The 24,218-nt window shown below is 62.4% G+C and carries 23 protein-coding genes and 2 pseudogenes; 14 read left to right on the top strand and 11 right to left on the bottom strand.

The features are described 5' to 3' along the window. Positions 1-35 precede the first annotated feature (35 nt). The 3 genes and pseudogenes from glyA to PSOLE_RS25135 all read left to right on the top strand — a co-directional run. A complete protein-coding gene (gene glyA / locus PSOLE_RS10105) occupies positions 36-1,289 on the top strand; it encodes a serine hydroxymethyltransferase (protein WP_004423616.1) in 1,254 nt (417 codons plus the stop codon). 69 nt (positions 1,290-1,358) lie between these two features. Next, the gene (gene gcvT, locus PSOLE_RS10100) at positions 1,359-2,483 is read left to right on the top strand and encodes a glycine cleavage system aminomethyltransferase GcvT (protein ID WP_004423615.1); all 1,125 of its coding nucleotides are present in this window, start codon (positions 1,359-1,361) and stop codon (positions 2,481-2,483) included. Between the two features lie 183 nt (positions 2,484-2,666). Beyond that, positions 2,667-3,050, top strand: a pseudogene (locus PSOLE_RS25135) (IS110 family transposase); the annotation flags it as partial. Here the strand turns inward: PSOLE_RS25135 and PSOLE_RS25130 are convergent. After that, positions 3,019-3,504: a transposase gene (locus tag PSOLE_RS25130; RefSeq protein ID WP_394341117.1), complete on the bottom strand. Its 486-nt coding sequence runs from the start codon at positions 3,502-3,504 to the stop codon at positions 3,019-3,021. The pseudogene PSOLE_RS25135 and the gene PSOLE_RS25130 sit on opposite strands and share 32 nt — an antisense overlap. Before the next feature lie 561 nt (positions 3,505-4,065). Between PSOLE_RS25130 and PSOLE_RS10085 the strand changes: the two are divergent. Next, positions 4,066-4,341: pseudogene (locus tag PSOLE_RS10085) on the top strand (OprD family outer membrane porin); the annotation flags it as partial. Positions 4,342-4,408: 67 nt separating this feature from the next. Here the strand turns inward: PSOLE_RS10085 and PSOLE_RS10080 are convergent. Continuing rightward, the gene (locus PSOLE_RS10080; RefSeq protein ID WP_074859357.1) at positions 4,409-5,536 is read right to left on the bottom strand and encodes a M14 family metallopeptidase; all 1,128 of its coding nucleotides are present in this window, start codon (positions 5,534-5,536) and stop codon (positions 4,409-4,411) included. Between the two features lie 154 nt (positions 5,537-5,690). Between PSOLE_RS10080 and PSOLE_RS10075 the strand changes: the two genes are divergently transcribed. Continuing rightward, on the top strand, positions 5,691-6,227 hold the full coding sequence (locus PSOLE_RS10075; protein ID WP_074859353.1) for a tetratricopeptide repeat protein: 537 nt from the start codon (positions 5,691-5,693) through the stop codon (positions 6,225-6,227). A gap of 32 nt (positions 6,228-6,259) precedes the next feature. On the opposite strand, the gene PSOLE_RS10070 is transcribed toward PSOLE_RS10075, so the two are convergent. Next, positions 6,260-6,976 (bottom strand): UTRA domain-containing protein, encoded by a 717-nt coding sequence (locus PSOLE_RS10070; protein WP_074859350.1) that lies wholly within the window; start codon positions 6,974-6,976, stop codon positions 6,260-6,262. A gap of 315 nt (positions 6,977-7,291) precedes the next feature. Here PSOLE_RS10070 and PSOLE_RS10065 point away from each other — a divergent pair, with 315 nt between their 5' ends. From PSOLE_RS10065 to PSOLE_RS10040, 6 genes are all read left to right on the top strand, one after another. Beyond that, positions 7,292-8,350, top strand: a complete 1,059-nt coding sequence (locus PSOLE_RS10065; RefSeq protein WP_074859347.1) for an ABC transporter substrate-binding protein — start codon at positions 7,292-7,294, stop codon at positions 8,348-8,350. Positions 8,351-8,613: 263 nt separating this feature from the next. Continuing rightward, the gene (locus PSOLE_RS10060; RefSeq protein WP_039964445.1) at positions 8,614-9,420 is read left to right on the top strand and encodes an alkaline phosphatase family protein; all 807 of its coding nucleotides are present in this window, start codon (positions 8,614-8,616) and stop codon (positions 9,418-9,420) included. Next, complete coding sequence (locus PSOLE_RS10055) at positions 9,417-10,259, top strand: ABC transporter permease (RefSeq protein WP_004423597.1); 843 nt, start codon at positions 9,417-9,419, stop codon at positions 10,257-10,259. Before PSOLE_RS10060 ends, PSOLE_RS10055 begins: the two co-directional genes overlap by 4 nt. After that, positions 10,246-11,040: an ABC transporter permease gene (locus PSOLE_RS10050; protein ID WP_074859346.1), complete on the top strand. Its 795-nt coding sequence runs from the start codon at positions 10,246-10,248 to the stop codon at positions 11,038-11,040. The genes PSOLE_RS10055 and PSOLE_RS10050 overlap by 14 nt, the downstream gene beginning before the upstream one ends. Further along, positions 11,037-12,023 carry an ABC transporter ATP-binding protein gene (locus tag PSOLE_RS10045; RefSeq protein ID WP_074859342.1) on the top strand — a complete coding sequence of 329 codons (987 nt, stop codon included), beginning with the start codon at positions 11,037-11,039 and terminating at the stop codon, positions 12,021-12,023. Before PSOLE_RS10050 ends, PSOLE_RS10045 begins: the two co-directional genes overlap by 4 nt. After that, positions 12,023-12,676, top strand: coding sequence for an HAD family hydrolase (locus PSOLE_RS10040; protein WP_074859339.1), 654 nt, complete (start codon positions 12,023-12,025; stop codon positions 12,674-12,676). Before PSOLE_RS10045 ends, PSOLE_RS10040 begins: the two co-directional genes overlap by 1 nt. Positions 12,677-12,868: 192 nt before the next feature. Here the strand turns inward: PSOLE_RS10040 and PSOLE_RS10035 are convergent, their stop codons facing one another. After that, positions 12,869-13,729, bottom strand: coding sequence for a LysR substrate-binding domain-containing protein (locus tag PSOLE_RS10035; protein WP_004423585.1), 861 nt, complete (start codon positions 13,727-13,729; stop codon positions 12,869-12,871). Positions 13,730-13,873: 144 nt separating this feature from the next. Here PSOLE_RS10035 and PSOLE_RS10030 point away from each other — a divergent pair, with 144 nt between their 5' ends. Then, entirely contained in the window at positions 13,874-14,716 is an 843-nt protein-coding gene (locus PSOLE_RS10030) for a bifunctional allantoicase/(S)-ureidoglycine aminohydrolase (RefSeq protein WP_004423583.1), read from the top strand. Positions 14,717-14,871: 155 nt separating this feature from the next. On the opposite strand, the gene ahpF is transcribed toward PSOLE_RS10030, so the two are convergent. The 3 genes from ahpF to PSOLE_RS10015 all read right to left on the bottom strand — a co-directional run bounded on the left by ahpF (position 14,872) and on the right by PSOLE_RS10015 (position 18,263). Next, positions 14,872-16,428 carry an alkyl hydroperoxide reductase subunit F gene (gene ahpF / locus PSOLE_RS10025; protein WP_004423582.1) on the bottom strand — a complete coding sequence of 519 codons (1,557 nt, stop codon included), beginning with the start codon at positions 16,426-16,428 and terminating at the stop codon, positions 14,872-14,874. Positions 16,429-16,581: 153 nt separating this feature from the next. Next, complete coding sequence (ahpC, locus tag PSOLE_RS10020) at positions 16,582-17,145, bottom strand: alkyl hydroperoxide reductase subunit C (protein WP_004423580.1); 564 nt, start codon at positions 17,143-17,145, stop codon at positions 16,582-16,584. Between the two features lie 155 nt (positions 17,146-17,300). After that, positions 17,301-18,263, bottom strand: coding sequence for an NAD(P)H-quinone oxidoreductase (locus PSOLE_RS10015; protein WP_084344011.1), 963 nt, complete (start codon positions 18,261-18,263; stop codon positions 17,301-17,303). A 128-nt stretch (positions 18,264-18,391) separates the two neighbouring features. Here PSOLE_RS10015 and PSOLE_RS10010 point away from each other — a divergent pair, with 128 nt between their 5' ends. Beyond that, positions 18,392-20,473 (top strand): carboxy terminal-processing peptidase, encoded by a 2,082-nt coding sequence (locus tag PSOLE_RS10010; RefSeq protein ID WP_074859979.1) that lies wholly within the window; start codon positions 18,392-18,394, stop codon positions 20,471-20,473. Between the two features lie 98 nt (positions 20,474-20,571). Beyond that, positions 20,572-22,326: a bifunctional diguanylate cyclase/phosphodiesterase gene (locus tag PSOLE_RS10005; RefSeq protein WP_074859931.1), complete on the top strand. Its 1,755-nt coding sequence runs from the start codon at positions 20,572-20,574 to the stop codon at positions 22,324-22,326. Here PSOLE_RS10005 and PSOLE_RS10000 read toward each other — a convergent pair. From PSOLE_RS10000 to PSOLE_RS09985, 4 genes are all read right to left on the bottom strand, one after another. Further along, positions 22,315-22,788, bottom strand: coding sequence for an SEL1-like repeat protein (locus tag PSOLE_RS10000; protein ID WP_039964442.1), 474 nt, complete (start codon positions 22,786-22,788; stop codon positions 22,315-22,317). The two genes, PSOLE_RS10005 and PSOLE_RS10000, sit on opposite strands and share 12 nt — an antisense overlap. Next, entirely contained in the window at positions 22,781-23,146 is a 366-nt protein-coding gene (locus tag PSOLE_RS09995) for a hypothetical protein (protein WP_004423571.1), read from the bottom strand. Before PSOLE_RS09995 ends, PSOLE_RS10000 begins: the two co-directional genes overlap by 8 nt. Beyond that, positions 23,143-23,469, bottom strand: a complete 327-nt coding sequence (locus PSOLE_RS09990; protein ID WP_074859933.1) for a helix-turn-helix transcriptional regulator — start codon at positions 23,467-23,469, stop codon at positions 23,143-23,145. Before PSOLE_RS09990 ends, PSOLE_RS09995 begins: the two co-directional genes overlap by 4 nt. Before the next feature lie 197 nt (positions 23,470-23,666). Then, entirely contained in the window at positions 23,667-24,086 is a 420-nt protein-coding gene (locus PSOLE_RS09985; RefSeq protein ID WP_074859935.1) for a YkvA family protein, read from the bottom strand. Positions 24,087-24,218 lie beyond the last annotated feature (132 nt).

Here is a 24,218-nt window from a genome sequence, read left to right as displayed (position 1 = left end):
TGCATCCCGAGAAAAACGATAAAGAGGGCCTCACCATGTTCAGCAAGCACGACCAACTGCAGGGCTATGACGACGCCCTGCTCGCGGCGATCCAGGCCGAAGAACAGCGCCAGGAAGACCATATCGAGCTGATCGCCTCGGAGAACTACTGCAGCCAGCGCGTGATGGAGGCGCAAGGCAGCGGCCTGACCAACAAGTACGCCGAAGGCTATCCGGGCAAGCGCTACTACGGTGGTTGCGAGCATGTGGACAAGGTCGAGGCACTGGCCATCGAGCGCGCCAAGCAGCTGTTCGGCGCCGACTACGCCAACGTCCAGCCGCACTCCGGCTCTTCGGCCAACAGCGCCGTGTACCTCGCACTGCTCAATGCGGGCGACACCATCCTCGGCATGAGCCTGGCCCACGGCGGCCACCTGACCCACGGTGCCAAGGTGTCGTCCTCGGGCAAGCTGTACAACGCCGTGCAGTACGGCATCGACGAGAACGGCCTGATCGATTATGACGAGGTCGAGCGTCTGGCCGTCGAGCACAAGCCGAAGATGATCGTCGCCGGCTTCTCGGCCTACTCGCGCGTGCTGGATTTCCCGCGTTTCCGCGCCATCGCCGACAAGGTCGGCGCGCTGCTGTTCGTCGACATGGCTCACGTTGCGGGCCTGGTCGCGGCGGGCCTGTACCCGAACCCGGTACCGTTCGCCGATGTGGTCACCACCACCACCCACAAGACCCTGCGTGGCCCGCGTGGCGGTCTAATCCTGGCGCGCAAGAACGAGGAGATCGAGAAGAAGCTCAACTCCGCCGTATTCCCTGGCGCCCAGGGCGGCCCGCTAATGCATGTGATCGCGGCCAAGGCGGTGTGCTTCAAGGAAGCGCTGGAGCCGGGCTTCAAGACCTACCAACAACAAGTGATCGACAACGCCCGCGCCATGGCGGCGGTGTTCGTCGAGCGCGGCTATGACGTGGTTTCCGGCGGTACCGACAACCACCTGATGCTGATCAGTCTGGTCAAGCAGGGCCTGACCGGCAAAGCGGCCGACGCGGCGCTGGGCGATGCCCACATCACCGTGAACAAGAACGCCGTGCCGAACGACCCCCAGTCACCGTTCGTCACCTCCGGCATCCGCATCGGTACCCCGGCGGTCACCACCCGCGGCTTCAAGGAAGGCGAATGCCGCACCTTGGCCGGCTGGATCTGCGACATCCTCGACGACCTGGACAACCCGGCCGTGATCGAGCGCGTACGCGGCCAGGTCGCCGACCTGTGCGCCACCTACCCGGTCTACGCTGACTGATACCCGACTGACCACGGGCCGCACGGCGGCCCCAACCGGTGCGCGCGGCGCACCCAACAGGAAACCGACATGACCACTGAAACTCTCGCCAAGACTCCGCTGCACGCCCTGCACCTCGAACTCGGCGCGCGCATGGTGCCCTTCGCCGGCTATGACATGCCCGTGCAGTACCCGCTGGGCGTGATGAAGGAACACCTGCACACCCGTGAGGCCGCCGGTCTGTTCGACGTCTCGCACATGGGCCAGGTCCTGCTGCGTGGTGAGAACGCTGCACGTGCTCTGGAAACCCTGGTGCCGGTGGATATCATCGATCTGCCGCTGGGTACACAGCGCTACGCCATGTTCACCGATGCCCAGGGCGGCATCCTCGACGACCTGATGGTCGCCAACCTGGGTGACGACACCCTCTACCTGGTGGTCAACGCCGCCTGCAAGGATCAGGACCTGGCGCATCTGAAGAAGCACATCGGCGAGCAGTGCCAGATCGAGAGCCTGTTCGAGGAGCGCGCCCTGCTCGCCCTGCAAGGTCCGAAAGCGGCTGAGGTTCTGGCGCGCCTGGCACCGGAAGTGAGCAAGATGACCTTCATGCAGGTTGCCCGTGTGCGCCTGCTGGGCAGCGAATGCATCGTCAGCCGCAGCGGCTACACCGGCGAAGACGGCTTCGAGATTTCCGTCGCCGTGGATCAGGCACAAGCCCTGGCGCGCAGCCTGCTGGCCGAGGTTGAAGTCGAGGCCATCGGCCTCGGCGCACGCGATTCGCTACGCCTGGAAGCCGGTCTGTGCCTCTATGGCCATGACATGAGCACCAGCACCACGCCGATCGAAGCTGGCCTGCTGTGGGCCATCTCCAAGGTACGCCGTGCCGATGGCGAGCGCGCCGGCAACTTCCCGGGCGCCGAGCGTATCTTCGCCCAGCAACGCGAAGGCGTGCCGAACAAGCGTGTCGGCCTGCTGCCGCAGGAGCGCGTGCCAGTGCGTGAAGGCGCGGAAATCGTCGATGCCGACGGCAACGTGATCGGCCAGGTGTCCAGCGGTGGCTTCGGCCCGAGCCTGGGCGCGCCGGTGGCCATGGGTTACGTCAAGGCCAGCCACATGGCCATCGATAGCGAAGTCTGGGCCGTGGTGCGCGGCAAGCGCGTGGCGATGAAAGTGGCTAAAACCCCGTTCGTACCGCAGCGCTACTACCGCGGCTGATCCGCGACGTAGCCCTGCTCTGTAGGAGCCGCGCCTCGCGGCGAATGCGTCAAAAAACGCAAAAGCTTCGCCTCGGGGCGAGACTCCTACACTCATCGCGCGCCCTCTGCTCCGTAGTTCGTAGGGCGGGTGCAACCCGCCACATAGCCCTGGCGGGTTGCACCCGCCCTACAGATGACTACAGTCAACGAAGTTCGTGGGTTGCTGGCCGAGTTTGGTTTGATCGAATCACGCAAAGGCGTTGCGGCAACCCGCGAACTACTGTGTCGGGCGATCGATGATTCAGATAGCAGCATGCCTGGCTCGATGCGAGAGCTGCTGAGGGGGTTGAGCGAAGAGTTGCAAGGGTATGACGAGCGCGGAGACAAATACTTGCGCACGTTGCTGATCCACGGATCGCGCTCAGTGCTCAAGCACTGCCAGAGCAAGACGGACAAGCGCAGTGATTGGCTGAGCCAGCTAATGTGCCGACGCAACAAGAACATCGCCACGGTAGCCTTGGCGAACAAGAATGCCCGGATTATCTGGGCGATCCTCAGCAAGGGTGAACAGTATCAGCCTTGCTGAACAGCAAAGCGCAACACCTGGAGACGCAACGTAGTAGAGATCCACTCGATTGCACAGTGACATGAACTGATGACGAACCGGTCGCACCGACCTGTGTGTAACCTGCTGCATCCATCGGCCCTCTGCTTTGCAAGGCCGCTAGCCCAGTTAGGGTCTGTTGCCGTTTCACATAGGTAACCAGAGAAAGGCACAGGCCATGGCCACGACGCTTTCGTAATTTCTCTTGAGCTTGTCGAACCGAGATGCCACTGCCTGGTAGTGCTTTAGCCGGGCGAAGGCGTTCTCCACCAAGTGCCGGTTGCGGTAAAGACCTCTCCGCGTTGCCTTTCACGGAGTTACGCTTTCTCGGGATCACGGCCTTGGCCCCTTGTTGCTCAACCTGCTCCCGAACTCTCTCGCTGTCATAGCCCTTGTCCGCGACAATGGTTTCTGCCTCCGGGAGCTTGGCAATCAAGGCGGGAGCCTGGGTGCAATCATTGATTTGCCCCCCGTAATTTCAAATTCGATGGGCAGTCCATGAGCATCAACTGCCAGGTGAATCTTGCTGGTATTGCCAGCTCGACTTTTTCCTATGGCCTCATCGTTGCCGCTGGCAGCGCCTGCACTGTGTTGGTGAGCCTTGGCATAGCAGCCATCAATGAACACCCATTCCATTGTTGTAGATGGCCTTGCTCAGCAGAATTTCCCGCAGCTTCGACCAATGCTCATCACTGAGCAATAATCGGGGCATTGTAAACTCGTATCGATGATGGACTAGAGCAGCAAAGATACGAGTTTTCTCTTATATATCAAATGGTTAGTGCAAAACAACAACAGCCCCTAGCCTGCTCGGCATCCATCGCCGCCACACGCCATAGAACCGGATTCGCCGGAGGCTGACGTCAGCCACCAGCAATGACCGGCCGCGTTCGGCCGGGCTATCGCCCTCTACGGGCAAACACAACATTCCCATCATGCAGGTCCTTATGCAGACCGGCAGGGGATGGTTCGTTCAAAAACTGGGAGCACAACAACAATGACCACACGCAACATCATTCCATTGGCCCTGCTCAGCAGCACGGCTCTGGCCCTGGTTATGCCGACCACCACGCACGCTGCCGGCTTCGTCGCAGACGCCAAGGTCACCCTAGGCCTGCGCAACTACTACTTCAACCGTAACTTTCTAAACCAGACTCAGAGCGGTCAGGGCCAGGCTTCAGGCTGGACTCAGAGCTTCATTCTCGATGCCCGCTCCGGCTACACCCAAGGCACCGTCGGTTTCGGCCTCGATGTTCTGGGCCTGTACTCGGTATAGCTCGACGGTGGTCATGGGACGCCGTACGCACCGGCTTACACTCCATCAGCCGGCACGCCCAGTTTCAGCGCAAGCGCCCAACCATCTGCGCCAGCACGGTCAACACATCCTGCCCCAGCTTCTGCGAGCGTGCGCCATTCCAGCCAGTGCGCGGCTGCGGGTTGTCGTCGTGGTCCTTGAACGGCATCTCGATGGTGAACGACAGGCAATCGAAGGCCTGGCCGACGGCGTTGCAGGCCAGGGTCAGGTTGGCTTGACCCGGCTCGTCCCGCGGATAACCGAAACGGGTCTGAAACTCGGCGCCGATACCAACCAGACGACTGCGGAAGTCTTCCTCCAGCGCAGCCAACCGTGGGGTGTACCCCGGATTGCCCTCGCAACCGGCGGTGAACACGTGAGGGATCTCTTCGTCGCCGTGGATATCGAGGAACAGGTCGACGCCAATACGCTGCATGTGCTGCAGCACGAACAGCACTTCGGGACTGCGCTCCGAGCTGGCTGACTGCCAGGCGCGATTGAGGTCCTGCCCGGCATGGTTGGTGCGCAGATGACCGCGATAGGCACCGTCCGGGTTCATGTTCGGCACCAGATAGAACTCTGCCTCGGCCAACAGCGCGGCGATCTCGGCATCCTGCGGATTCTGCAAACGCTCGATCAGCCCTTCCATGAACCACTCGGCCATGTGCTCCCCCGGATGCTGCTGGGCGATGACCCACAGTTTGCGCGCAGCGCCCGCCTGGCCACCGATGCGCAGTAGCTGGATATCACGACCTTCCAGGCTTCTGCCGCTGGCCACCAGTTCAGCACCGCGCTCCAGAGCGTTGGCGATCAGGCGTTCATGCCGCGCTCGCGGGTAAGGCTCGAAATAAGCGAACCAGATGCACTCGTGCTCGGCTTGCAACTCGAAGTGCAGTTGCCCGTCCTGATAACGGGTGGGCACGCGAAACCAGTCCTGCTGATCGTAGCTGGCCACCGCCTGATAATCGTCCCAGGCGCGGTTGTAGGCCGACTGCCCGGCATTGGTCAGGCAGAAGCCATATCCCTGGCCAGGTTGCAGGCCCTCGACCTGAAAGTGAAACCACTGGAAATGGTGGCTGTTGAGGTCCGGCCGCATGGCCAGCAGTACGCGTTGCGGGTCGCTGGCATCGACGACCTGAATGTTGCCACTGTCGAAATCCGCACTGATCTTCATGACTGCCTCGTAAGCGAAACCAGCGCTCAGGATTGCAGTTCATGGCGCGAGTGTGAAGTCGCACCGCGACAGACTGATCAACGACAGCGAACTATGGTGGCCAGGGTCAGCCTAATAGCGACTTGCCCTGTTTCCCGCCTACGGAGTTTCTGCCATGCCCAGCCCGATCAACCTGCGTCACGCTACCACTGCCCTGCTCGCCCTCGCGTTGCTGGCGGGCTGCGCCGGGCGTGAACCAGACTCCAGCGCGCCGGAAAAACAGCCACAGGTGGAACAGCCCATCACCCAGACCGAGCAGGATCAACTGCGCCAGCAGGCCCACCGTGGCGATCTGGAAAGCCAGTTCCAGCTCGGCAGCAGCTACTTCGTCGGCCAGCCGGAGAAGAACCTCAAGCAGGCCGAGTACTGGTGGAAGCAGGCCGCCGACAAGGGTCATGCCATGGCGGCGGTCAGCCTGGCCTACCTCTACACCGGGCGCGACGCCCCTGAGTTCGCCAACCAGCGTGACATGCTCAAGTACCTCAACCAGTCAGCCGCTGCGGGCAACCCGATGGCACAGCATGTACTGGGCAACCTCTACCGTCGCGGTGAAGGCGGCGTACCACGCGACCCTGACCAGGCCCAGCGCCTGTATCAGAGTGCCTGCCAGCAGAACTACGAGCCGTCCTGCCTGGCACTGGGTCGCCAATAATCTGCTGATGGCAACAACACGGACACAACCCGCTACTCCGGGACCTCGACGCTGACGTGAATGGCGTCGTGGCGCCAGAACTCCAGATCGCAGTCGATAATGCGCCCATGCTGGTCACGATTGACCCGGGTGATGCGCAGCGCCGGGCTGCCCGCCGCCACCTTGAGGCTGGCCGCGGCTTCGGCGTGCAGCGCGGTGGGCACTATCTCGAAACGCACCCGACCATAACGAATACCGTATTCACTGGCATACAGGTCGGTCAGCGAGCGCGTCAGGTCGAACTCGAGAATGCCGGGAAAGTAGGCCGGGTTGAGGTAGTGCTCGACATACAGCACCAGACGCCCGTCGATACGCCGCGCACGGCACACCTGATAGACGCTCGACAACGCCGGCAACTCCAGCACCTGACAGATATGCGCACTGGCTGGCATCAAGCGCGCACTCAGCACTACGGTCGCCGGCACCCGCCCCTGCTCGGCAACCATGGCATGAAAGTGAGTACGCACCAGCGGGTTGTAGACCACCCGCTGCGGCGAAACGAACCAGCCCCGGCGCTCCTCGCGATAGATCAGCCCCTGCGCCTCCAGTTGGCCGAGTGCCTCGCGCAGGGTGATGCGCGTGGTATCGAACAACTCACTGAGTTTGCGCTCGGCCGGCAACTTGCTGCCGGCAGGCAACAAACCACGGTCGATCTGCTCCTGCAAAGCGCTACAGATGAGGGTGACGGCCCGCGGCGCTGCTTCGCGCATCAACACTTCCCCTTTTGGACTAGTCCAGCCCATTACAGGGCAACAATCACTCGCTCAGATGGGCTACAAGACTAGGCAATCTAGATGACTGATAGATGACAGCCATGCTGCAAGCACGCCGCATGCCACCGTCACATCCACTCACGGCCCGCGAAATCAGCCACTTATCCATGGTCTACGCTTGATGAGCGCGCCAGCTGACTGCACCTAGACATCTGCCACTCATGGCCGGACATAAAACTGTCACCGAAGGCGCTTAGATTGGCTCGGGTATTGCTGATCTAGACCAACACTCTCACTGCAAAGGAGTTTCCAATGAAACAACTGCTGCTGGCTTCACTGATGGGTTCGGCCATCGCCCTGGCGACCTCCGCCATGGCCAAAGGCACCGACTTGCAGGCACTGGAACAGGCTGCACGCGCCGAAGGCGCGGTGAATAGCGTGGGTATGCCCGACAGCTGGGCCAACTGGAAAGACACCTGGGCGGACCTGGCGCGCCTCTACGGTCTCAAGCATCAGGACACCGACATGAGCTCGGCGCAGGAAATCGCCAAGTTCGCCGCCGAGAAGGAAAACGCTACCGCCGATATCGGTGACGTCGGCGCCGCCTTCGGCCCCATCGCAGTGCAGCAGGGTGTCACCCAGCCGTACAAGCCGAGCACCTGGGCGCAGATTCCGGATTGGGCCAAGGATGAAGATGGCCACTGGATGCTGGCCTACACCGGCTCCATCGCCTTTATCGTCAACAAGCAACTGGTCAAGGACATCCCGCGTTCCTGGGCCGACCTCAAGACCGGCACCTACAAGGTCTCAGCCGGTGACGTGAGCACCGCAGCACAAGCCGTGAACGGTGTACTGGCGGCTGCCATCGCCATGGGCGGCAACGAGAGCAACGTGCAACCGGCCCTGGATTTCTACGGCGAACTGGCCATGCAGCGTCGCCTGTCGCTGGCCAACCCGACCATCCAGACCCTGGAGAAGGGCGAAGTGGAAGTCGGCATCGTCTGGGACTTCAACGGCCTGAGCTACCGCGACCAGATCGACCCCGAGCGCTTCGAGGTGCTGATCCCGTCTGACGGTTCGGTGATCTCCGGTTACACCACCATCATTAACAAGTGGGCGAAGAACCCCAACGCCGCCAAGCTGACCCGCGAATACATCTTGAGCGACGCCGGGCAGATCAACCTGGCCAAGGGCAACGCCCGCCCGATCCGTGCCGAGCACATCGAGCTGCCGGCCGAGGTGCAGGCCAAGCTGCTGCCGCAAGGGCAGTACGCCAAGGTCCAGCCGATCAAGGATGCCGCTGCCTGGGAGGCCACCTCCAAGGCCCTGCCGCGCCTGTGGCAGGAGCACGTGATCATCAATATGAACTGATGCCGTAGCCCGGAGGTAATCCTGGGTGTTCTTGGGCATTACCTTGAATGCTGCATGCACGCGATTGGCTCCCCTCTCCCATTCATGGGAGAGGGGCTGGGGGAGAGGGCTGAAAACACCGCGAATCTGCCGGTTTTCCCCTCTCCCTAACCCTCTCCCCAAAGGGGCGAGGGGACTGACCGCGTTCGACCGTTGCTTATGTGAACAATATGACGGCACTTCTCCCGGATCATCTCCGGGCTACGACCGAACGAGAGAAATCCATGAAGCACAACGTCATTCTGGTGGTACTGGATGGCCTGAGCTATCAGGTGGCCCAGCATGCGCTGGGGCATCTGCAGGCATACTGTCAGGCCGGACGCGCCGCGCTGTACAAGCTCGACTGCGCCCTGCCGGCACTGTCCCGCCCGCTCTACGAATGCATCCTCACCGGCGTGGCGCCCATCGACAGCGGCATCGTCAATAACGATGTGGTGCGCCTGTCCAATCAGCGCAGCATCTTTCACTACGCCCGCGACGCCGGGCTGAGCACCGCCGCCGCGGCCTATCACTGGGTCAGCGAGTTGTATAACCGTGCGCCCTTCGTTGCCGCCCGCGACCGCCACACCAGCGATGAGTCGCTACCGATCCAGCACGGCCACTTCTACTACGCCGACCACTACCCGGATTCGCACCTGTTCGCCGATGCCGACAGCCTGCGCCAGCGCCATAGCCCCAACCTGCTGCTGGTGCACCCGATGAACATCGACGACGCCGGCCACAAGCACGGTCTCGACAGCTCGCAGTACCGCAACGCCGCGCGCAAGGCCGACGTGCTGCTGGCCGAATACATCCAGACCTGGCTCGACGCCGGTTACCAGATCCTGGTGACCGCCGACCACGGCATGAACAACGACCGCAGCCATAACGGCGTGCTGCCGGAAGAGCGCGAAGTGCCGCTGATCGTTCTCGGCAGCGCCTTCAGCCTCGATCCTGCAGCCCGCCCGCAACAGACCGAACTGTGCGGCACTATCTGCCAGCTACTCGGCGCAGCCCACGACAAACCCTGGTGCAGGGAGCTGCTTGCATGAAGTCCACCATATCCAGCAAGGGTTGGGCACTGCTGTGCCTGGTGCCCTTCGCCCTGTTCTTCTTCGCCTTCCAGATCGCGCCGCTGGCCTGGGTGGCGAGCAACAGTCTGAATACCGCCGAAGGCTGGGGCCTGGGCAATTTCCAGCAGGCCTTCTCCTCGCCGTTCTACCGTCAGGCCATGCGCCACAGCCTGGAGGTCGCCTTCTGGTCGAGCCTGTTCGGCATCGTCATCGCCATCATCGGCAGCTATTCGCTGCGCCAGGTCAGCAGCCGCCTGCGCGATTTCGTCATGGCCTTCTCCAACATGACCAGCAACTTCTCCGGGGTGCCGCTGGCCTTCGCCTTCATCATCCTGCTCGGCTTCAACGGCGCGCTGACCATCCTGCTCAAGCAGATGGGCGTGATCGAGGACTTCAACCTCTACTCCAAGACCGGCCTGATCGTCCTTTACACCTACTTCCAGATTCCCCTCGGCGTATTGCTGCTCTATCCGGCCTTCGACGCCCTGCGCGAAGACTGGCGCGAGTCGGCCGAACTGCTCGGCGCCAGCACCTGGCAGTTTTGGCGGCATATCGGCCTGCCGGTGCTGACCCCGGCGCTGCTCGGCACCTTCGTCATCCTCCTGGCCAACGCCCTGGGCGCCTACGCCACGGTGTATGCGCTGACCACCGGCAATTTCAACATCCTGCCGATCCGTATCGCGGCGATGGTCTCCGGCGACATCTTCCTCGACCCCAACATGGCCAGCGCGCTGGCCATGGTGCTGGTCGGCCTGATGACCCTGATCACCATCGTCCACCAATGGCTGCTGCGCCGGAGCTACCATGTCGCCCGCTGAAAAACGCTCGCCGCTGTTCCACCAACTGGTGGTCTACCTGCTGTTTCTGATCCTGCTGCTGCCGCTGCTCGGCACCCTGGTGTACTCGCTGTCCACCAGTTGGTCGGCGACCATCCTGCCCAGCGGTTTCACCTTCAAGTGGTACCTGGCGCTGTGGAGCGATGCACGCTTTCTCGCCGCCTTCGGCCGCTCGCTGCTGGTCTGCTTCGGCGCCCTGGCGCTGGCACTGCTGCTGATCCTGCCGCTGCTGTTCGTGGTCAACTACCACTTCCCCAGACTGGACGGCGTGATGAACGTGCTGATCCTGCTGCCGTTCGCCATTCCGCCGGTGGTGTCCTCGGTGGGCCTGATGCAGCTGTTCGCATCCGGCCCGCTGCCGATCCTCGGTACGCCATGGATCCTCATCGGCTGCTACTTCACCATCGCCCTGCCCTTTATGTACCGAGCGATCACCAACAACCTGCAGGCGATCAACCTGCGCGACCTGATGGACGCCGCCCACCTGCTGGGTGCCAGCACCTGGCGCGCGGCCTTCATGGTGGTGCTGCCGAATCTGCGCAAGGGTTTGATGGTTTCGGTGTTCCTGTCCTTCAGCTTCCTGTTCGGCGAATTCGTCTTCGCCAACCTGCTGGTGGGCAGCCGCTACGAGACGCTGCAGGTGTACCTGTACAACATGCGTAACGACAGCGGCCACTTCACCAGCGCCCTGGTGATCTCCTATTTCATGTTCGTGCTGCTGATGACCTGGGCAGCCAACCGTCTGAACAAGGACAAATCATGAGTTACCTGAATATCCGCGGTCTGCATAAAAGCTACGGCGCAACGCCCATCTTCACCGACATCAATATCGAGATCGGCCAGGGCCAGTTCATCACCCTGCTCGGCCCTTCCGGCTGCGGCAAGTCCACCCTGCTGCGCTGCATCGCCGGCCTGACGGCGGTCGACGGCGGACAGATCCTGCTGGGCGGTGAGGACCTGGTACCCGTTGCGCCGCAAAAGCGCGGCATCGGCATGGTGTTCCAGAGCTATGCGCTGTTCCCCAATATGACCGTGCAACAGAACGTCGCCTTCGGCCTGCGCATGCAGAAAATCCCAGCCGCCGAGGCCAGCAAGCGCGTCGCCGAGGTGCTGGAACTGGTGGAGCTCAACGACTACGCCAATCGTTACCCGCAGCAACTCTCCGGCGGCCAGTGCCAGCGCGTGGCCCTGGCCCGTTCGCTGGTCACCCGCCCGCGCCTGCTGCTGCTCGATGAGCCGCTGTCGGCACTGGATGCGCGCATCCGCAAACACCTGCGCGAACAGATCCGCGCCATCCAGCACGAGCTGGGCCTGACCACCATCTTCGTCACCCACGATCAGGAAGAGGCGCTGGTCTTGTCCGACCGCATCGTGCTGATGAACGGCGGCCAGATCGTCCAGAGCGGCGACGCCGAAACTCTCTACACCGCCCCGGCCGATGCCTTTGCCGCCGGTTTTATCGGCAACTACAACCTGCTCGACGCCGAGGCCGCCAGCCGCCTGCTGCTGCGCCCGGTCAATAGCCGCGTGGCGATCCGTCCGGAAGCCATCCAGATCGCCGCTCAAGGCATCGAGGGACGGATTCTCGGCCACAGCCTACTCGGCAATGTGATCCGCTACCGCATCGAGGCCCGCGGTGTGGAGCTGACCGTGGACGTGCTCAACCGTTCGGCCGCCGACCTGCACCACGACGGCCAAAGCGTCAGCCTGGCCATTGGCGCCGATGCGATCCGGGAGGTGGCGTGATGTCCCTGGCGATTTTCGATCTCGACGAAACCCTGATTCATGGCGACTGCGCCAGCCTGTGGACGCAGGAAATGGTGAAAATCGGCTGGGCCGACGGCGAATCCTTTATCGCCCGCGAGCAGGAGCTGATGCGTCAGTACGCCGCCGGCACCCTGGCCATGGAAGACTATATGAGCTTCACCCTGTCACCCCTGGTGGGCCGCACCCCCGAGGAAGTGGCCTTCGTGGTCGAGCCCTTCGTCGAGGACGTGATCGAGCCGATCTTCTACAGCGACGCCAGCCGCACCCTGGCTGCGCACCGCGCTGCCGGTGACCGCCTGCTGGTGATCTCCGCCTCGGCGCACTTTCTGGTCAGCGCCATCGCCGAGCGCTTTGGCATCGACGAGGTCCTGGCCATCGACCTGGAGCAGCAACATGGTTTCTACAGCGGGCGTACCCAGGGCGTGCTGACCTACCGCGAAGGCAAGGTGACACGTCTGCATGCCTGGCTCGCCGAGCAGAACGAAAGCCTACTCGGCGCAAGCTTCTACTCCGACTCGCGCAACGACCTGCCGCTGCTGCAGGTGGTCGAAAAGCCCTTCACCGTCAACCCGGATCCGACTCTACGCGCCCATGCCGAACAGGCTGGCTGGCCGATCCTGGAGTGGCGCTGAGAGCCATGGCTTTCTTCGCCGAACTCACGGGCCGGTAGAACCTGTAGGAGCGAGCTCTGCTCGCGAACCCAGACAACGCAAAATCTTCGCGAGCAGAGCTCGCTCCTACAAGGGGCGGGTGTTTCGGATCTGCCACCGAGAACCGGGCGACTGATTGTGCAACGGCGCTGAAAGCCACGGCACGCCAGCGACTCAACCCTGCACTGCCATGATCCGCTCGCAGGCGCCGATCAATGCCGCCGCCAGTTCCCGTGCGTAACCGGGCAACTGGTTGCGCGCATGCAGGGCCACTTCCACCGGCGCCACCGGGGCGAAACCTTCGGCCTCACCCAGTTCGCGGTGTGCGGCAGTGATCAAGCGGCGCGGTAACAGGGTCAGACCCAGCCCGCCTTCGGCAGCGGCGCTGACACCGGGCAGACTGCTGCTGACATAGGCGATACGCCAGGGTTTGCCCATGGCATCCAGCGCGTGGGTCATCTCCAGACGATACAGGCCGTTGGGCGGGAACACCGCCAGCGGCACCGGGTTGCGCGCCAGCACCGGGCGCGCTCGGCTGTCGAGCCAGGCCAGCGGTTCGGCCCAGCTGGCCAGGCCCTTGGCGCTACCGGCACGCTGCTTGATCAGCGCCAGGTCCAGCTCACCGGCATTGAACGCGCGCCATACGTCATGACTAAGACCGCTGGTGATCTCCAGGCGGATACCCGGATGTGCGTCGGCAAAATCGGCCAGATAGGGCGTCAGGCTGTTGGCGGCGAAATCGTCCGGCACGCCGAGGCGCACTTCGCCCTCCACCGCGCTCTGCCCCAGAGCGAGCATGGCCTCGTCCATCAGTGCGACGATGCGGTTGGCGTAACCCAGCAGGCGCTCGCCCTCGGTGGTGGTCACCACGTAGCGGCCGCTGCGGTCGAGCAGCTCGGCGCCGATTTGCTCTTCCAGTCGCCTAACCTGCTGACTGACCGTGGACTGCGTCAGATGCAGGCTGGCAGCCGCGCGGGTGAAGCCACCGGTCTGCACCACGGCGAGAAAACTGCGTAACAACACGGGATCGAGCATGTCGCATGCCTATCATGAAACCCACTGACAGGCATTCTACTATTTAATTTCCGAATCCATCCGCGAATTCCTATAGTGCATGGGAGCCAATTTTCCGCGCCGGGATCGTTCCCAGCGCCATCCACCCACCGAGGCAATCTCTCGATGAGCAAAACGCCCTACTACTACGCCCCGCATGGCGGCCATCCCGGTCAGGAACAACTGCTGACCGACCGCGCCATGTTCACCGAAGCCTATGCCGTGATCCCCAAAGGCGTGATGCGTGACATCGTCACCAGCCACCTGCCGTTCTGGGACAACATGCGCATGTGGGTCATCGCCCGCCCGCTGACCGGCTTCGCCGAAACCTTCTCGCAGTACATCGTCGAAGTCGGCCCGAACGGCGGCAGCGACAAGCCTGAGCTCGACGCCACCGCCGAAGGCGTGATCTTCGTCGTCGAAGGCACCTGCGACCTGACCCTCAACGGCACCCAACACGCCCTGCGTCCGGGTAGCTACGCCTTCATCCCGCCAGAAAGCGATTGGTCGCTGCGCAACAACGGCAGCGAAGCGGTGCGTTTTCACTGGCTGCGCAAGGCCTATCAACCAGTCGAAGGCGTGCCGTATCCGGAAGCCTTCGTCACCCACGAGCAGGACATCGAGCCGATCGTCATGCCCGGCACCGAAGGCCGCTGGAGCACCACGCGCTTCGTCGAGATCAGCGACATGCGCCATGACATGCACGTCAACATCGTCAATTTCGAACCGGGCGGTGTGATCCCCTTCGCCGAAACCCACGTCATGGAACACGGCCTGTACGTGCTCGAAGGCAAGGCGGTGTACCGCCTGAACCAGGACTGGGTCGAAGTGGAAGCCGGCGACTTCATGTGGCTGCGCGCCTTCTGCCCCCAGGCCTGCTACGCCGGCGGCCCGAGCCGCTTCCGCTACTTGCTGTATAAGGATGTGAACCGCCAGATGCCGCTGACCCTGGGCGGCCTGAAGCGCTGAGCGCGCCGCCCTAGGGACAGGGCGTAACTGTGGGAGCGAGCTCTGCTCGCGAATCGCTGGGATTGCGATATTCGCGAGCAGAGCTCGCTCCTACGGATGTCTTTAAATGAAAAGGCCACCCCGAGGGGTGGCCTTTGCGTTTCTGCAACAACCGATCAGCTATGGCGGATCAGGTGATCGAAGGCAGAGAGCGATGCCTTGGCACCTTCGCCTACGGCAATCACGATCTGCTTGTAGGGCACAGTGGTCACGTCACCGGCGGCGAACACGCCGGGGATGTTGGTGGCGCCCTTGGCGTCGACGATGATCTCGCCGAAGCGGTTGAGTTCCACCGTGCCTTTCAGCCAGTCGCTGTTGGGCAGCAGACCGATCTGCACGAAGATGCCTTCCAGCTCGACGGTGTGCAGCTCCTCGGTAGTGCGATCCTTGTACACCAGGCCGTTGACCTTCTGACCGTCGCCCTTGACCTCGGTGGTCTGCGCGCTCTTGATCACGGTCACGTTGGGCAAGCTATAGAGCTTCTTCTGCAGCACGGCGTCGGCACGCAGGGTGTCGGCGAACTCCAGCAGGGTCACGTGGGCGACGATGCCGGCCAGGTCGATGGCTGCCTCGACGCCGGAGTTACCGCCGCCGATCACCGCCACACGCTTGCCCTTGAACAGCGGGCCGTCGCAGTGCGGGCAGAAGCACACGCCCTTGGCCTTGTATTCCTGCTCGCCAGGTACACCCATCTCGCGCCAGCGGGCGCCAGTGGAGAGGATCACGGTCTTGGCCTTGAGGGTCGCGCCGTTGTCGAACTTCACTTCGTGCAGGCCGCCTTCGCTGCTGGCCGGCACCAGAGCCGAAGCGCGCTGCAGGTTCATCACGTCGACCTCGTATTCCTTGACGTGTTCCTCCAGAGCACGCACCAGTTTCGGGCCTTCGGTTTCCTTGACCGAGATAAAGTTCTCGATGGCCATGGTGTCCAGCACCTGACCGCCAAAGCGCTCGGCGGCAATGGCAGTACGGATACCTTTACGCGCGGCGTAGATCGCAGCAGAAGCACCCGCCGGTCCACCGCCGACTACCAGTACATCGAAGGCATCCTTGGCGCTCATCTTCTCAGCGTCGCGGTTGGCAGCGCCGGTGTCGATCTTGGCAAGGATTTCCTTCACTTCCATACGGCCGGAAGCGAACACCTCGCCGTTCAGGTAGACGCTCGGTACGGCCATTATCTGGCGGCGCTCGACTTCTTCCTGGAACAGCGCGCCGTCGATCGACACGTTGCGGATATTGGGGTTGAGCACGGCCATCAGGTTCAGCGCCTGGACCACGTCCGGGCAGTTCTGGCAGGACAGCGAGAAGTAGGTTTCGAACTCGAAACGGCCTTCGATGCTCTTGATCTGCTCGATGGTTTCCGCGTCCAGCTTGGACGGGTGGCCGCCGACCTGCAGCAGGGCCAGCACCAGCGAGGTGAACTCGTGGCCCATGGGGATACCGGCGAAGACAACGCCGGTGTCTTCACCCGGACGATTCAGGGCGAAGGACGGACGGCGGGCATCGTTGCCGTCGGTCTTCAGGGTGATCTTGTCAGTCAGGCTGACGATGTCGTTGAGCAGTCCGAGCAGCTCTTGCGATTTTTCGCCGTCATCGAGGGAGGCAACGATCTCGAACGGCAGGCTCACCCTTTCCAGGTAGGCCTTCAATTGGTCTTTAAGATTTGCATCCAACATGACGGGAGTCATCCTCTAGCGAATTTCAGATATAAAAACGCCCGGGCGGATTGCGCCCGGGCGTTCGGGCACCTGAGGAAGCCCTGTAGGACTTCTTGAGGCGGAAAACGGGATGGAGTGCAGCGCTTAACGCTGCAAATCCATGTTCGTTTTTTAGATCTTGCCGACCAGGTCCAGGGACGGAGCCAGGGTCTTCTCGCCTTCCTTCCACTTGGCCGGGCAGACTTCACCCGGGTGAGCGGCGGTGTACTGGGCGGCCTTCAGCTTGCGCAGGGTCTCGCCGACGTCGCGGGCGATCTCGTTGGAGTGGATTTCCACGGTCTTGATCACGCCTTCCGGGTTGATCACGAAGGTGCCGCGCAGGGCCAGACCTTCTTCGTCGATGTGCACGTCGAAGGCACGGGTCAGCTGATGGGTCGGATCGCCGATCAGCGGGAACTGAGCCTTGCCAACAGCCGGCGAAGTTTCGTGCCAGACCTTGTGCGAGAAGTGAGTGTCGGTGGTCACGATGTAGACCTCGGCACCGGCCTTCTGGAACTCGGCGTAGTTGTTGGCAGCGTCTTCGATTTCGGTCGGGCAGTTGAAGGTGAAGGCAGCCGGCATGAAGATCAGAACCGACCACTTGCCCTTCAGGCTCTGCTCGGTGACTTCGATGAACTTGCCGTTGTGGAAAGCGTTGACTTTGAACGGTTGTACCTGAGTGTTGATGAGAGACATCTTTGACTCCTTCTGAGGTTTCTGTGAGGGTTTGAAATTTACAGGGCGTATCTTAGCGACCTAACAAAAAAAAGCTTATTGATTACGACCATGATATTGATTGAATGAGCCAATCGTTGGCCAAGCCCGCACCAGGCACGGGCTAGAGCTACTGCTCAGACAAGATCGGGATCGATAAGCAGCGCGATTTTACCCGCAACCTGATTACCGGCGAGTGTCTCGAATGCCGCTTCACTGTCTTTGAGGGCAAAACTGCGCTCGAGTTGCGGCTTTAACCGCCCCTCGGCAAACAGCGGCCAGACCTGTTGCTGCAGATCATGCAACAGGTCGGCCTTGAACGAGTCGTCGCGATTGCGCAGGGTCGAGCCGATCAGTTGAACGCGCTTGCCCAGCACCAGGGCCAGGTCCAGGGTGGCCTCGCGTCCGCCCATCAAACCAATATTGATCCAACGACCATCACGGGCCAGCAATTCCAGGTTGAGCGCCGCGTACTGCCCGCCAACCGGATCGAGGATCACATCGAACGGTCCGAAATCACGCAGCGCTTGCAGGTCTTCGCCGCGCAGGGCACCGCCCTGGGCACCGAGCGATTCGCAGTAGGCCAACCGCTCGGCAGAGCCGACGCTGACCCAGCAAGGGCTGCCGAATGCCTTGCACAGCTGGATAGCAGCCGAGCCGACACCGCTGGCGCCGGCATGCAGCAGGACCTTCTCACCGGGGCGCAGGGCTCCGAGCTGGAACAGATTGAGCCAGGCGGTGGCATAGACCTCGGGCACCACAGCCGCCTCGACCAGGCTCAAGCCTTCTGGCACCGGCATGGCGTGACGTGCATCAAGCACCACTTCCTCGGCCATACCACCACCGGCAAGCAGGCAGCAGACGCGATCGCCCACCTGCCAGGCGCTGCCGGCGCCGACTTCAACAACTACCCCGGCGCACTCCAGGCCCAGCGCCTGGCTCGCACCAGGCGGCGGCGGATAAAGCCCGGCGCGCTGCAACAGGTCAGCCCGGTTGAGCCCAGCGGCAGCCACCTTGACCCGAATCTGCCCCGCGTCACAGGTCTGCGCCGGTTGTTCCAGCCACTCTGCACGCCCTTCAACGCCTTGCAATGCCTTCATGCTGCCTCCATAGTGCAAGTGAACCGAGCCCAGCGCAGAACGCAGGGCTTTCGCCTAGCGCCAACGGAACCTGGCGCCCTCAAATACGGCCTAATATGCGTTATCAACTGCCACTACGTCGAATCAGCATGAAGCGATCTCTTGCAAGCACCGCCCTCGCCCTCGTACTCGGCTTCAGTGCCCTGCCGCTGGCGGCCAAGACCACCGCAGCGACCAGTTGGGACTATCTGCAGCCGGATCGCGAGCAGGTGATCGCCAGCCTCAACGTAGTGGAGCTGCTGCGCCGCCATCACTACAACAAGCCGCCGCTGAACGACGAACGCTCGATTCAGATCTATGACAACTACCTGAAGTTGCTCGATCCATCGCGCAGCTATTTCACTGCCGCTGACATCGCCGAATTCAACCAGTGGCGCACCCGCTTCGATGACCTGCTGAAAAGCGGCGACCTCGAACCCGGCTTCACCATCTTTCGCCGCCACCTGACCCGCACGGAAGAGCGCCTGAACTATGCGTTGGCGGAACTGGGCAAGGGCGTCGACAAGATCGATTTCAGCATCGATGAAGAGCTGCAGGTCGATCGCGAAAAAGCGCCCTGGGCCAAAGACCGCGCTGAACTCGATGAACTGTGGCGCAAGCGTGTCAAAGACGAAGTGCTGCGACTGAAGATCGCCGGCAAGGAAACCAAGGACATCCAGGAACTGCTGACCAAGCGCTACAAGAACCAGTTGGCGCGCCTCAAGCAGACCCGTGGCGAGGACGTGTTCCAGACCTACATCAACGCCTTCGCCACCACCTACGACCCGCACACCACTTATCTGTCACCGGATAATGCGGAAAACTTCGACATCAACATGAGCCTGTCGCTCGAAGGCATCGGCGCCGTCCTGCAAAGCGACAACGAGCATGTCAAGGTGGTGCGCCTGGTGCCTGCCGGCCCAGCTGAAAAGAGCAAGCAGATCGCACCGGCCGACAAGATCGTCGGCGTCGCCCAGGGCAATGATGAAATGGTCGACGTGATCGGCTGGCGCCTGGACGAAGTGGTCAAGCTGATTCGCGGCCCGAAAGGTTCCACCGTGCGCCTGGAAGTGATTCCGGCCAGCAATCCGCCCAGCGACCAGACCAGCAAGGTGGTCACCATCACCCGCGAAGCAGTCAAGCTGGAAGAGCAAGCTGCCAAGAAGAAGGTTCTGGAACTCAAGCACGAGGGGCGTGATTACAAGCTCGGCGTCATCGAACTGCCGGCCTTCTACCTCGACTTCAAGGCCTTCCGCGCTGGCGACCCGAACTACAAGAGCACCACCCGTGACGTCAAACGCCTGCTCGACGAGCTGCAGGCCGAGAAGGTCGACGGCGTGGTCATCGACCTGCGCAACAACGGCGGTGGCTCGCTGCAGGAAGCCACCGAACTGACCAGCCTGTTCATCGAACAGGGCCCCACCGTACTGGTGCGCAACGCCGACGGCCGTGTCGACGTACTCGCCGACGAGAACAAGGGCGTTTACTACAGCGGCCCACTGGCCGTGCTGGTCAACCGCCTGTCCGCCTCGGCCTCGGAAATTTTCGCCGGCGCCATGCAGGATTATCACCGCGCACTGATTCTCGGCGGCCAGACCTTCGGCAAGGGCACGGTGCAAACTATCCAGCCGCTCAATCACGGCGAGCTGAAACTGACCCTGGCCAAGTTCTATCGCGTGTCCGGCCAGAGCACTCAGCACCAGGGCGTGATCCCGGACATCACCTACCCGGATGTCATGGACACCAAAGACATCGGCGAAAGCGCACTGCCCGCTGCCCTGCCCTGGGACAGCATCCGCCCGGCGATCACCCCCGAGCTTGACCCGATCAAACCGTTCCTGAGCGAGCTCAAGGCCCGTCATGAGCAGCGCACCGCCCAGGATCCGGACTTCGTCTTCACCCGTGAGCGCCTGACCCTGGCCAAGAAGCTGATGGCCGAAACCACCGTCAGCCTCAACGAGCAGACCCGTCGTGCACGTCAGGCCGAAGTCGAAGCCAAGCAACTGGCACTGGAAAACAACCGCCGCCGGGCCAAGGGCGAAGAGCCACTCAAGGAACTGACCAAGGAAGACGAAGAGGCACTGCCAGTCGCCGATGAAAAGAGCACACCGGAAGACGATGCCTACCTGGCAGAGAGCGGACGCATCCTGCTCGACTACCTGGGCCTGAACCCCTCGCTGGCGCTGCATTGAGGCGCTTCAAGCAGCGTCATCAAATCGTCATCGAACTGTCGTGAAATAAAGGGCCGGTTAAACACCGGCCCTTTCGTTTCCGCCAGATCGAGACCACCATGACCGTCACCGAGCAGTTGAGCGCACTGGGCAACATCCTCGCTCACGGCGACCTCAGCAGCCTGTTCCAGCCTATCGTCTCGCTGTCCGAACAGCGCATTCTCGGCTACGAGGCCCTGACCCGCGGTCCCTCCAACAGTCCGCTGCATTCGCCATTGACGCTGTTCGCCGTGGCCCGCCATGCAGGTCGACTGAGCGAGCTGGAAATGGCCTGCCGCAAAAGCGCCTGCAAAGGCTTCAGTGATCTGGGCCTGGAAGGCAAGCTGTTTCTCAACGTCTCGCCGGAGTCGCTGCTCGACCCCAGCCACCAGCCCGGACGCACCCTGAAGCTGCTGCAAACCTTCGGCATCCCGCCCAGCCAGGTGGTGATCGAGCTCACCGAACAATCGCCCACCGAAGACTTCGCCCTGCTCGACAACGCGCTGCACCACTATCGCGCCATGGGCTTTTCCATCGCCCTGGATGATCTGGGTGCCGGCTACTCCAGCCTGCGCCTATGGTCGGAGCTGCGCCCGGATTACGTGAAGATCGACCGTCATTTCATCGACGGTATCCACCTGGACGCGGTGAAACGGGAGTTCGTCGGCTCCATCCTGAAAATGGCCGAAGCGTCACGCGCGCAAGTAATAGCCGAAGGTATCGAACTGCCCGAGGAGCTGGCCGTGCTGACCGAAATGGGCGTCGACCTGGTGCAGGGCTACCTCCTCAGCAGACCGCAGGAGAAGCCCCCGCGCGAGGCACGCCAGTTGCTGCCCCAGATGCAGAGCAACCAGGCCAGTCTCAGCGAAGACAGCCATGACCTCAGTGCCTTGCTCAACGACCAACTCGCGGTCGATCAGCACACGGCCATCGCTGAAGTGCTGGATGTATTTCGCGCCCAGGCCAACCTCAACTCCCTGGCCGTACTGAACACGCAGCGCCAACCGGTCGGTATCGTCCACCGTCACTCGCTGTCCGAAGCGCTGCTCAAGCCCTTCGCCACCGATCTGTTCGCGCGCAAACCCATCAGTCGCCTGATGAGCCAGGACTTTCTCGCCGTGGAACTGACGCAGTCCCTGCAGAAGGTCAGTCGCCTGCTCACCAGCCGCGCGCGCCAGCGCATCGAGGAAGACTTCATCATCATCCAGCACGGCCGCTACCTGGGCCTGGGCCGGGTCATCGACGTGCTCAAGCTGATCACCGAACAGAAGCTGCAGCAGGCCCGACACGCCAATCCGCTTACGCTACTGCCGGGTAACGTACCTATCCAGCAGTGCCTTGGCCGCCTGCTGCAGCAGCAACGCGAAGCTGCGGTGTGCTACGTGGATCTCGACAGCTTCAAACCCTTCAACGACCTCTACGGCTATGCCAAGGGCGACGAGGTGCTGCTGTGCCTGGCGCAATGCCTGAAAGACCGGGTCGATCCGGCCCGCGACTTCGTCGGGCATATCGGCGGTGACGACTTCATGCTGGTGCTCGGCTCACCAGACTGGCGCGAAAAGCTCGGCAAACTGATCGAGGATTTCCAGAATCAGTGCCGACGCTTTTACCGCGATGAGCATCTTCAGGCCGGCTGCTTCATTGCCCACAACCGCCACGGCCAGCGCCAGGAATATGCGCTGTTGTCACTGTCGATCGGCGTGGTGCATGTGAAAGCTGAAGATTGCGCGCAGCTCGATGCCTCACGCCTGGCCGAAATGGCTTCCGAAGCCAAGCGTCAGGCCAAGGCCGTGCCCGGTTACAGCCTGCATATCCTCGCAGGCTCAGCGGCCTGAATCGGCCATGCCGGCATAGCGTTCGGCAGCCTGCGCATCAGCCTCCAGGCCGGGCGCGCCCTCACGATATAGCTGGCTGAGGCGACGAGCGGCCAGCGGATGGCCAGCCGCCAGCGCCATCTCCCACCAACGCACGGCCTGCATGGCATCCGCCGCCTGACGAGTATCAGCCTGCAGCGCCTGCACACCCAACTGATAAGCAGCCTTGCCGTCGCCGCCATTGGCCGCCAGGCGCAACAGCCTCAGCCCCTCCTCACGCGCGCCAAGCCCCTGGCCGCGAAACAGCAGAATATGGCCATAGAAACTCTGCGCCGGCACATCCCCCAGGTTGGCCATACGTCCGTACTGCCCCTGCATCCACTGCCACAGACGCGGCTGACGCAATGCCGCAGGCCAGTGGAAAAGACGCCGTGCCAGCCAGTAGCCAAGACGTGCGCGCAACATCCAGAGCCACCTAGACATCGGCGGGATAGTCGAACTCGAACACGCGAGCGACCTCCGAGGCATGCCAGGATGCCGCTGCCACGCCATCGCAAGCCCCGCTAAAGCGCCCGAGATGGGTCACGCAGTCGAAGAATCCCGTACGCGGCAGGCGACTGGCGCCCTGGCTGATGACCAGTGCGCTGCGCAGCGGACGCTCGGCACGCGCATCTAGTGCGGCCAAATGCTCCAGAGCAGCGGTGAGGGTTTGCATGGCTGGTGTTGGCAGGTCGAGCCGCTCGATCAACGCCCGGTAGGTGAGCAGGTGGCGCTGACGGCGCGCGTCGTCCAGCTCGGTCAACAAGGCCTGCCAATGCTGGCGGCTGATACGCACGCTCAAGACCAGCCCTCCAACCCCAGTTGCCACGCCAGCGAACGCATGATCGCGGCATCGGGCTGTCGTTCGCCGCTCTCGATCATCGCCAGGTAATGCGGACTGATGCCGACGCTGCGCGCCAGGCTCTCTGCCGTCAGGCCCTTGGCCTCACGCAGCCTGCGCAACTGATCGAGTCCGGGCCGCTGCTGCTCTGCCACTGGCTCAGCAGCGCTGGCTTGCGCGACCACCGGTTCGCGCCCGGCAGCGTGCAACAGAGCCTGATAATCGGCCCAGGGCAACACCGCGTACTCTGGCTCGCCATCACGGGCAATGATTTGCACAGTCATGAATCTCTCCGTTGGAAAGCAGGGCCGACGACCTCGACCCCTTCCTTGCAAACAGCCATCTTAACAGGCACCCGACGACTGAGGCACAAACCTGCGACCAAGATATCAGCGCCAGGCTGGTGCTGCGTGCGCCATCCTGCCTGCTTGATAGACGATTCGCAGAAGCACTGGCATCAGTTGCGTTGCGCTTCCACCCCTTACTCCACAGGCAACTGCTCGATCAGGGCCAGGCGCTCGGGGCTCTGTGCCTCGCGCCAGGCCCTGAAGGCCTCCAGCTCGCCATGCCAGGTGCGCATGACCCAGGCCAGCACAGCCAGATCGTCGATGAAGCCAAGGCCAACCAGCCAGTCGGGAATAGCATCGAGCGGCGCGATGACATAGAGCAACGCCGCCACGATGGTCAACAACGCCTGCCGGCTGATCTGCCGGTACTCGCCCTTGAACCAGGCCAGGCTAAGGGCGCGAAGCAGTTGCAGGTCATTCCTGAATACGGCGAAGCGCTGCCCTTGAGGGGTACGCTTGTCACGCAGCGCATGCAACAGCTCCGGCAGCCGACCTTCACGCAGAAAACGAGCAGCCTGCGGCAGGTAGCGGAGCAATTTCCAGGGTGTTTTCATTCGCTCTCCTCGGCAAGCCAGGCGTTTTCTGGGCTTGCCTCGCTTACCCACAGAACCTGTGGATAACTCTGTGCAAAGACTTTCGACAAGCCTACCAAAGCCCCGTGGTATGGGGCCTTGAGTTAGATCGGA

It is taken from the genome of Pseudomonas oleovorans subsp. oleovorans (assembly GCF_002197815.1).
Lineage (GTDB): Bacteria > Pseudomonadota > Gammaproteobacteria > Pseudomonadales > Pseudomonadaceae > Aquipseudomonas > Aquipseudomonas oleovorans.
Note: the sequence above shows the minus strand (reverse complement) of the source record. Positions and strands in the feature narration are given on the sequence as shown.